This window comes from Neptunomonas sp., assembly GCF_041601355.1.
Lineage (GTDB): Bacteria > Pseudomonadota > Gammaproteobacteria > Pseudomonadales > Balneatricaceae > Neptunomonas.
In genome coordinates this window covers 1-7,956 of sequence record NZ_JBFIIH010000156.1, presented here as the reverse complement: position 1 = coordinate 7,956, position 7,956 = coordinate 1, and the positions used below count along the sequence as shown (strand labels likewise).

General features: G+C 49.4%; 8 protein-coding genes. All 8 read right to left on the bottom strand.

The genetic code is table 11. The features are described 5' to 3' along the window. A partial coding sequence (locus tag ABY436_RS17675; RefSeq protein WP_372740253.1) for a bifunctional adenosylcobinamide kinase/adenosylcobinamide-phosphate guanylyltransferase occupies positions 1-169 on the bottom strand: 169 nt, incomplete at its 3' end. Then, positions 166-1,701 carry a cobyric acid synthase gene (locus tag ABY436_RS17670; protein WP_372740252.1) on the bottom strand — a complete coding sequence of 512 codons (1,536 nt, stop codon included), beginning with the start codon at positions 1,699-1,701 and terminating at the stop codon, positions 166-168. The genes ABY436_RS17675 and ABY436_RS17670, both read right to left, overlap by 4 nt. Further along, complete coding sequence (cobD, locus tag ABY436_RS17665) at positions 1,698-2,780, bottom strand: threonine-phosphate decarboxylase CobD (protein ID WP_372740251.1); 1,083 nt, start codon at positions 2,778-2,780, stop codon at positions 1,698-1,700. Before cobD ends, ABY436_RS17670 begins: the two co-directional genes overlap by 4 nt. Beyond that, positions 2,780-3,727 (bottom strand): adenosylcobinamide-phosphate synthase CbiB, encoded by a 948-nt coding sequence (gene cbiB / locus ABY436_RS17660; RefSeq protein WP_372740250.1) that lies wholly within the window; start codon positions 3,725-3,727, stop codon positions 2,780-2,782. The genes cobD and cbiB overlap by 1 nt, the downstream gene beginning before the upstream one ends. Further along, entirely contained in the window at positions 3,724-5,115 is a 1,392-nt protein-coding gene (locus tag ABY436_RS17655; protein WP_372740249.1) for a cobyrinate a,c-diamide synthase, read from the bottom strand. The genes cbiB and ABY436_RS17655 overlap by 4 nt, the downstream gene beginning before the upstream one ends. Then, positions 5,112-5,756, bottom strand: a complete 645-nt coding sequence (cobO, locus tag ABY436_RS17650) for a cob(I)yrinic acid a,c-diamide adenosyltransferase (protein WP_372740248.1) — start codon at positions 5,754-5,756, stop codon at positions 5,112-5,114. The genes ABY436_RS17655 and cobO overlap by 4 nt, the downstream gene beginning before the upstream one ends. Beyond that, positions 5,753-6,331, bottom strand: a complete 579-nt coding sequence (locus tag ABY436_RS17645) for a hypothetical protein (protein ID WP_372740247.1) — start codon at positions 6,329-6,331, stop codon at positions 5,753-5,755. Before ABY436_RS17645 ends, cobO begins: the two co-directional genes overlap by 4 nt. Before the next feature lie 67 nt (positions 6,332-6,398). Beyond that, positions 6,399-7,956: TonB-dependent receptor domain-containing protein (locus tag ABY436_RS17640; RefSeq protein WP_372740246.1), on the bottom strand; the 1,558-nt coding region annotated here is incomplete at its 5' end.

Sequence of the window (7,956 nt, the reverse complement as noted above, 5' to 3'; positions counted from 1 at the left end):
GCCATTCATCAGGACGTTGCTTTTTATGCTGTAAAATACGTGCTTTCATCTCATCGTCATAGGCCTGAGCGGTAGCGATGTAGATCACTTCTTTACCACTCGCACTGGCCAATTTTTCTGCATAGCGGCTTTTTCCAGAGCGGGCACCCCCTAAAATAAATCGAATCATGCGCTGTCCTTGTTCTTGCTCATGCTCATGCTCATGCTCTTACTCGCATTCTCAGCATGGAGCAGCCCAAAAATGGCATCCATATCGAGGTGTTGTTCAAGCGTATCTGCCAAACGATCCAAATCCTGATCACGTCGCTGCTGATAATCAAATACAGCAATATTGCTCAGACCCGCCCACTGTAAAACCTGATCAACCACGGCGGCTGATTCAAACAAGCCATGCAGATAGGTGCCTGCAATATTGCCGTCAATCGATAGCGCACCGTCTGGCGTCCCATCCGAAAAATGGATCAAGGGTAAGCTCAGAGCTTCACCTGAAGAAATACCACAGTGAATTTCATAACCTTCCACCCCCACCGGCTCACTCCCCTGAATACAAAATGATCCCGTCTGAGTAGTCAGGTGTTTCTTGGCATACAGCCGTGTATTCATCGCCAGCCAGCCTAAACCTGTGGAGCAACCAGCCTCCCCTTCAATAGCATCAGAATCATCTATCTCATGTCCCAACATCTGAAAGCCAGCGCAGATCCCCAGCATTTTCCCCCCATAACGCAGGTGCTTATTCATCGCCTTATCCCAACCTTGAGCACGTAACCACTCAAGGTCATGACGGACCGATTTTGAACCGGGAATAATTATAAGATCAGCCGCTGGAATAGCCTGATCAGGCCCGACATAAATCAGCTCGACTGACGGGTGTAAACGCAAAGGGTCAAAGTCTGTATGGTTACTGATATGCGGCAGAACCGGCACAATGACGCGTAATACCTGTGTAGCAACGTCTAATGGATCGATAGGTTGAACTGCCGATATGCCATCCTCAGCTTCGAGATGAAACCCGTGCAAGTAAGGCAGAACCCCAAGCACGGGTTTACCGGTATAATCTTCAAGCCAGTCGAGTCCGGATTCCAATAACGTGATATCACCACGAAATCGATTAATCACAAATCCTTTAACCCGCGCCTGCTCAGTCTTGGATAATAGCGCCAGAGTGCCTACTAAATGAGCAAACACCCCGCCTTTATCAATATCGGCAATAATAATCACCGGGCAATCTTCACGCTCAGCGAAGCCCATATTGGCAATATCATTTTCGCGTAAGTTGATTTCGGCGGGCGAACCCGCACCTTCTACAATCACATAGCGATAAATGCTACGTAAGCGCTGGTGCGACACCTCAACAGCCTTCCAGGCCAGCTGCTTATAATCATGATAAACCGTGGCCTCCATGTTAATCAGAGGCTTACCATGAATAATGACTTGCGCACCGGTATCGCTGTTAGGCTTTAATAAAACGGGGTTCATATCAATGTGTGGTGCCAGCCCACAGGCATACGCCTGCACGGCCTGGGCCCGGCCTATTTCGCCCCCGTCGGCGGTGACTGCACTGTTAAGCGCCATGTTCTGGGGTTTAAAGGGAGCTACAGACAAACCCTGGCGCCACAAAACCCGACATAATCCCGCCACCAGGGTACTTTTTCCAGCATCCGAGGTGGTACCCTGAACCATTAACGTACCTGTACTTTTCATCGTTTCAACTCTATCAATGCCGATTCAAGTCGCTGCCATGCGATTTCATTTGCGGGCAATCCCACACGCAGCGCTTCATGTTGCTCAAAGTAACGAATAAGAATCCCCTGTCGGGCAAGCTGCTGATAAATATCAGCCGCCAATCCTTTATGACTTTCACTCAGGTCTACTGTGCAAAATAGTGGTGTCGATAGACAGACAAAAGCCGGTTGCTGTAGCGGCTGTGTTAACAGCTCTGTCAGGCATTGGGTTATCAGCTCTGTCAGGCGCAGGCCTTCAGCAAAGAGCCGTTGTCTCATCTGTGATTGCCAAGCATAATCCTGTAACGAAATTGCACCTGCCCACCGGGCGATGCCTGAGACAGACCAGGTTCCAAGCATGGCGCTCAACCCTTCCAGCAATGCTGGCTGCGTCCAAACAAAGCCTAAGCGGATACCGGCTAAGCCAAAAAATTTTCCTACCGAGCGCAACACAATCAGGTTACTCAGCGGGTCCTGAGTGATCATTGATATCGCTTTATTTGCCGGCATCGCATCGATAAACGCCTCATCAACAATCAACCAGCCATTGTGCTTTCGCAATACTTTCAGCCATCGGTTTAAGCGCGATTTCGGTAAAAACTCAGCGGTTGGATTGTTCGGACGTATCACCACCACTACATCCAGATGCGGCAACCTTGCTTCTATCTCATCAGCAGTCAGCGCTTCAACCTGATGCCCCTGGCGTTTCCATTGACAGGCATACTCAGCGTAAGCCGGTGACAGGATTCCCACGCGGCTGATTTGGCTTATTGTGTTTCTTAATGTCGGCAGATGTTCGATAGCCACCTGGCTACCGGCCAGCGCCAGGAGATGAGCAGACCCGTAATAAGCAGCCGCTATCCTCAGCAAATTATCGCCGTCATCCGGCAATTTCTGCCAAACCGACTCCGGCACAGCGGGTAACGGGTAGCTATGCGGATTGATACCCGTAGAAAGGTCAATCCAGTGATCCATAGGAATAGCGAATTGCTCAGCCGCCTGATGCAAGCGACCTCCATGCACAGGTGCACCAATACCTGAATAAATAACAGGTTGCATCAGCGCCACCCGCCAGTGGGCAACATCTGCAGAAACAGTTCAGCTCCACAAATCAGTACCACCCAGAGTATTAAAGTCTGCGAGACTAAGCGCAGAGCACGTCGAATATCACAAACGCCAGGTAGCTGCCCCCTGCCAAGTACAGGCTTATCTTGCCAAACACCCTGATATCGCGTTGGGCCGCCCAGCAAGACGCCCAGCCCACCGGCACCTGCCGCAATCACCGGCCCGCCATTAGGGCTGGCATGTGCGGGTGCCTGTTCTTTCCAGCATTTCAGTGCACTGACGCAATCCGACAAAACGGCATAACTCAATGCCGTGCAACGGGCGGGTAAATAGTTAAGCGCGTCATCTAACCTGGCAGCCGCCCAACCAAAATTTTCATAGCGCTTAGTGCGATAACCCCACATGGCATCCAGTGTATTCACCAGACGATAGAAAACAGCGCCCGCGCCACCAGCAATAACAAACCAGAAAATAGCAGCAAAAATAGCATCACTGCCGTTTTCTAAAATCGACTCAATGGCAGACACTTCGATATTCAGCGCGTCGGGGTCACGGCTGACAATCATGGCGGTATGATGTCGCGCACTCACATCGTCTTGTCGAACCAGCGCATCGGCAATCGGTTGAATGTGATCCCATAAGCTGCGATGCCCTATGGCAAGGTACAAAAGCAATGCATTCAACACGCTATATAAACCGAAGGATTCCCACCTGCCGGGGAGCCAGTAATACAAAATAAGGGGAAGCGGCAAACAGAGCAGCGCTAACGCCAATGCGCCCAGCAACTTAAGCTTTATTGCAGATAATTGAAGCCTCTTCAGGTTGAACAAGTGTTCCACATGTTGCGCCAACCAACCAAAACCGACCAGTGGATGGCAGCGTTTAGGCTCTCCGGCCAGCCAGTCGATGAGCACGCCTAGTAACAAGGCTACACTGATCATTCGGGCTTAAAAAGCGCGATACAAGCGTCGGCTGCAGATGGGAAATAATGGTGGATGTAACTGGCGTATAGATTTCCTTTTCTGTAAACCGCTTCCGAGGTTCGGGCATAATTAGGACACAAGCCCTGATAGTCCGCCACTTCGTCTGTTGTAAAAGAGGAGTGATGGTAAGTATGCCCACGCAACACACCTTCTGGCAGAGTAACGCTCTGCATTGCCAACGCCGTCAGCCGTGGCTGCATGGCAACTGTGCCGCGAAGCACGCCAAGCATGGCGTGGGTATTCCCAGCCAGATCTGTCAGTGATTCACTCAGATACAACATCCCACCACATTCCGCCACTAAAGGCTTGTTCTGGTCGACATGGGCGTTAATAGCCGCTTTCATACCACTATTAGCCGCCAACTGTGCAGCAAATAATTCGGGAAATCCTCCGGGCAGATACACGCTGTCTACGTCGGGCAACGTCTGATCATGTAAGGGTGAGAAGAATAGCAACTCGGCACCCAGCTGTTCGAGCAGCGCTACATTAGCAGGGTAGATAAAGGAAAAGGCTTCGTCTTTAGCGATTCCGATACGCACACCCGATAACGGCTTGGGAAGCTGGTTCGACTGCTCTTCAGAACCATCGGAACTTTTTACTGCAAAACAATTCGCTCTAGGATCATTCGCTTCAAAAGTAACCGGCGCCGGCAACTCACTCGCACCCGTTGCAGAAACCATCTGCGCGACTGCGTTAAGGCGCTCATCTAAATCAGAAATTTCACTACTTTGCAGCAAGCCTAAATGCCGACTCGGTAGCTCAACATCCTTAGACCGTTTAATCGCACCGTACCAATGAATCGAACCAGGCAAGCAATCACGTAAAATTTCCGCATGCCGGTCACTGCCGATACGATTCGCCAGCACGCCTGAAAAAGGTAAGGTGTCCTGAAATGTCGCTAAGCCATGCGCAATAGCCGCAAAGGTTTGCGCCATAGCCGAGCCATCAATCACTGCTAGCACCGGCACCCCAAACAAGCGGGCTAAATCTGCACCTGAAGGCGTGCCATCAAACAAGCCCATTACCCCTTCGATCAAGATCAGATCAGCACGCAGTGCAGCATCATGTAATAAGGCACGACACTGATGCTCGCCAACCATCCACAAATCCAGCGCATTCACCGCTTCGCCGGAGGCGATCTGAAGAATCATCGGGTCAAGAAAATCCGGCCCCGTTTTAAAAACAATCACTCGCCGCCCAGCGTTACGATGCAGTCGCGCCAACGCCGCGGTTACTGTTGTTTTTCCTTGTCCCGAGGCGGGCGCGCTAATAAACAGCGCCGGGCAAGTCGCTGCAGCCTGCTTTGGCAATAACGGCTGTAATGCAGGTGATAAAGGCTGACTCATAATTCAACGCCTTTCTGTGCTTTAATACCCGCCTGATAAGCATGCTTTACGACCTGCATTTCAGTCACTGTGTCTGCAATATCTATCAAAGCCTGTGGAGCACCACGTCCGGTAATCACCACATGCTGATTCACAGGGCGGCTTTCTACCGCTTTAATGACTGCCTGCAGATCAACATACTGGTACTTAAGCGCAATATTCAGCTCATCAAGGACAACCAAAGCAATATTCTCATCATTAAGCAGCGCCTCCGATTGCTTCCATGCTTTAGTTGCCGCGGCAATATCACGCGCCTTATCCTGCGTTTCCCAGGTAAACCCTTCACCCATGACGTAATACTGCACTTCTGGGAAGCGTCGAAAAAACGCCTCTTCTCCGGTGCTAAAAGCACCTTTAATAAACTGCACAACACCCACCTGCATATCATGGCCTAACGCGCGCGCAACCATACCAAAGGCAGAACTACTCTTACCTTTGCCATTGCCGGTATGAACAAGACAGACGCCGCGATCCTGGTCAGCACGAGCGATAGATTTATCTATCACCTCTTTTTTACGCTTCATACGTGCCAGATAACGTGCCTCGCGTTGCTGTACTTCGGTCTGCTCAATCGAAGGCTCTGACAATTTTTTATCATTCATAGCGTTTCAGCCCCAGCATGGCGCGAACGCTTAAACCAGCTTAAAAAAAGATGTATAGCAAGCGCGCAACCTACATAGAAAAATACTGCTTCAAAATGAGAAGGTGAGTATTTAATTAAACGGTTGAGCATTTCAGCCATAGTTGGGTCTGCATATCGGCCAGAATAAAAATAGAAGCTGCCACTGGAAATAACCTGACAAACAGCAGTACCGAGTATCAAGCTACTAAACAGCGTCAGTGAACTGCTCCATCGCTCCTGATGGCGCTTCGCATACCAACGACCTGCCCACCACATTGATGCATAAGCCGGAACCAGCATGATGTAAGTGGGTGTGACGCAAAACGAACTAACACCACCGAAAGTAATCGCCGCAAAATCCAAAAGAAACGCTTCCAGAATCAACAGTGGAAAAGACCACAAAGGTGTAAGGTAGATACCTGCCAGAAAAAACACCGCCCAGGATGCACTCGGCAGGTGATCAATAGATGCAAAATGATGACCGCGTGTCACCGCCATCAGTAAAATCAATAATGCACCAATCAGGAATTGTGACCGTGGTTGAATATTTATCATGACAGCTATCTCTGAAATAAGTTGAACTAATGTTGTTTAGTGATTGTTTTTAAATAGATTTAAACAATCATTGAGCTTGGTACGCCAGGGTAAACAATGCCGTTGAACCCGCCTGGTTGTAACCACTTACCGTTTGGTATTCTTTATCTAACAGATTGCTGAGCCTGACCCTAACCTGCCAGACAGGTGCCAGTTGATAAGCTGCACGCAGATCGACAGTGCCGAAACCTCCCAGAGAGCTGGTATTACTATCGTTGCTGTAACGACTGCTTTCAGCATGCAGGGTTGCACCTAAAGCCAATGCGCCAAAATCACGGTCAACATTAATATTTGCAATTTTATCTGCACGACGTTGTAAGCGATTACCTTTATTATCACCCGAACGATTTTCAGGATCGATGAATGAGACGTTGCCGCTTAATGCCCATTGTTGCCATTGATAATCAGCACTGAGCTCCAGGCCACGAATACGTGCTTCGTTAATGTTACTCGGAGCCCATGTAGAAGAACCCACAGCAATAGGTGCCCAGGCGATCATATTGTCAAAGGAAGTTTGGTACAGGGAAGTTTGCCAGTTGATCCCCTTAATATTGCCTCTCAAGCTAAGCTCGACAGTATCCGACTCTTCCGGTACCAGTGCAGCATTACCACTACCCGGGTAATACAGGTCATTAAAGGAAGGCGCTTTAAACGCCGTGCCGTAAGACGCGACAAAGTCAATCACATCATTTACCGGAATACCCCAGGCGATGCCGCCAGTCGTATGAGAACCAAATTGTTCGTTATCATCAATACGTACACTGAACTGCAGATCAGACTGGCCCAGCGCTAGTTGATATTGCGCAAAGCCTGCCCAGTTATTACGCTCAGTTTCTGCGTAGCTATAACTTGATTCAATCTGATCGTTCAGATAATCCACGCCAAAAATTAACTGATTGTCATCGCCTATCAACAGATCATTCTGAACGCTCAGAGAATCACGTGTCGTCTCATAACGGCTGCTAAACGTATTGCCCGAGAAGGTTTTAGCATGATTCCAGCTGCGACCTGCAGACATGTTCACACGCCACTTTTCAGAGACCTCAAGGGTACTACGGGCACCTAAAACTTGTGTCCGTGTATCACCTTTGTCAGTGTAGCCATCGTATTCATTTTCAGAATCAGTGATCGAGAAAAATCCTTCAACTTCATGGCCACCGCTATAACGCTGGCCCACTTTTAGCTGTAAGCCGTGGTTGTGATAACCATCATCGTCACTATCACCCGTGGTTTTAGCATCAAACCCATCAGTGCTAATGCCTGAAGCGGTTACATTAAACCAACGATTTTGATCACCGCCTTGTAAACCCACTTCCGCTAAAGCCGTACCATCTGATCCTGCCGATACAGAAAAAGAAGAGGTTAACTTACCCGCACCACGACGTGTAAAGATCTGAATGACACCCCCGGCCGCATCTGAGCCGTATAAGGAAGAACGAGGGCCCCGCACAATTTCAATACGCTCGACCTGGCTCAGGTTAAGATCCTCAACACTGACCTGTCCTAATGTTGCCGAGCCGACACGTATACCATCGATCAGTATCAACAGGTCTTTAGTGGATGTGCCACGCAGATAAATGCTACTC

Coding starts and splice junctions, on each gene's coding strand:
- cbiB (WP_372740250.1), bottom strand. CDS start 3,727: ATGATCAGTGTAGCCTTGTTACTAGGCGTGCTCATCGACTGGCTGGCC.
- ABY436_RS17645 (WP_372740247.1), bottom strand. CDS start 6,331: ATGATAAATATTCAACCACGGTCACAATTCCTGATTGGTGCATTATTG.
- ABY436_RS17670 (WP_372740252.1), bottom strand. CDS start 1,701: ATGAAAAGTACAGGTACGTTAATGGTTCAGGGTACCACCTCGGATGCT.
- cobD (WP_372740251.1), bottom strand. CDS start 2,780: ATGCAACCTGTTATTTATTCAGGTATTGGTGCACCTGTGCATGGAGGT.
- ABY436_RS17655 (WP_372740249.1), bottom strand. CDS start 5,115: ATGAGTCAGCCTTTATCACCTGCATTACAGCCGTTATTGCCAAAGCAG.
- cobO (WP_372740248.1), bottom strand. CDS start 5,756: ATGAATGATAAAAAATTGTCAGAGCCTTCGATTGAGCAGACCGAAGTA.